Here is a 1,161-nt window from a genome sequence, read left to right on the forward strand (position 1 = left end):
TGCTTCATTTGTATCTTTAGGTAATTCAAAAAACCCAAAATAAGCATATTTTGCTATCCAACCTATAACAACACTATAAAAAGACACTAGAATAATAGCACCAAGCATAAAAAATCCTGCGAGCGACCATGCTCTTTTATTTTTTGGCGCTAAAGTATGATAAGCATTTACAGGATCTTTTTCACTAAGTTTTCCTATACTAAGTTCAGCCAAAAATATTACAAAAGCCACACCCAAGGTTAAAAGTAAATATACCACCACAAAAGCTGAACCGCCATTGTTACCCACTAAAGTTGGAAATTTCCAAGCATTTCCAAGTCCAACAGCTGAACCTGCTACCGCTAATACAAAGCCTATTTTAGAAAATTTTTCATTCATCTTTTAACCTTAAAAAAATAATTGTTTTGCCATGATTAAAATCACAGCTAAAGGCGAGATATATCTTACAAAAAAATACCAACACTCAAAGTATTTACCCCTCATATAAGGATAAAATAAAGTTTGTAAAGCTTCTTTTTTAAGCACAAAACCTACAAAGATTGCACCAAATAATCCACCTAAAGGCATCATTAAATTTGAAGCAATAAAATCTAATATATCAAAAAAACTTTTTCCAAAAAATTCTAAAGAATCTTTACTCCACTCAATTCCTGATAAAATACACAAACTTCCCAAAAAATACACAATGAAAGCTATAAAAATCAAAGCTTTTTTTCTTGTAAAATTATAAGAATTGATTAAATAAAAGGTTAAAGGTTCTATCATGGAAACTGCTGAAGTAATCCCTGCAAAAAACAAAGCTATAAAAAAAGCCACAGCTAAAATATTTCCCAAAGGTAAAAAGCCAATTGGGTCAATATTTGAAAACAAACTCATCAAAGATACAAAAATCAAACCTGGACCTTGCTGAGCTGGATCTCCATTAAATTCAAATATGAAAGTAAATACAATAAGTCCCATCATAATACCAATAATAATATTAATAATGATAATGTTAATAGTGCTTGTGATAAAATTTGTTTTATCAGATAAACTTGCAGAATAAGTTATAATCGAACCCACTCCAATAGATAAAGAAAAACAAGCAAGCCCTAATGCACTTAAAAATGCTCCTACACTAAGCTTAGAAAAGTCCGGAGAAAATAAAAACTCACTTGCCTT

2 pseudogenes are annotated in these 1,161 nt (G+C 30.3%); both read right to left on the minus strand.

Annotated features, from left to right (window positions below):
* A pseudogene (locus tag CAMP5063_RS08290) lies at nt 1–378 on the minus strand (sodium-dependent transporter); the annotation flags it as partial.
* Between the two features lie 9 nt (nt 379–387).
* A pseudogene (locus CAMP5063_RS08295) lies at nt 388–1,161 on the minus strand (sodium-dependent transporter); the annotation flags it as partial.

It is taken from the genome of Campylobacter sp. RM5063, assembly GCF_024723655.1.
GTDB lineage: Bacteria > Campylobacterota > Campylobacteria > Campylobacterales > Campylobacteraceae > Campylobacter_D > Campylobacter_D lari_D.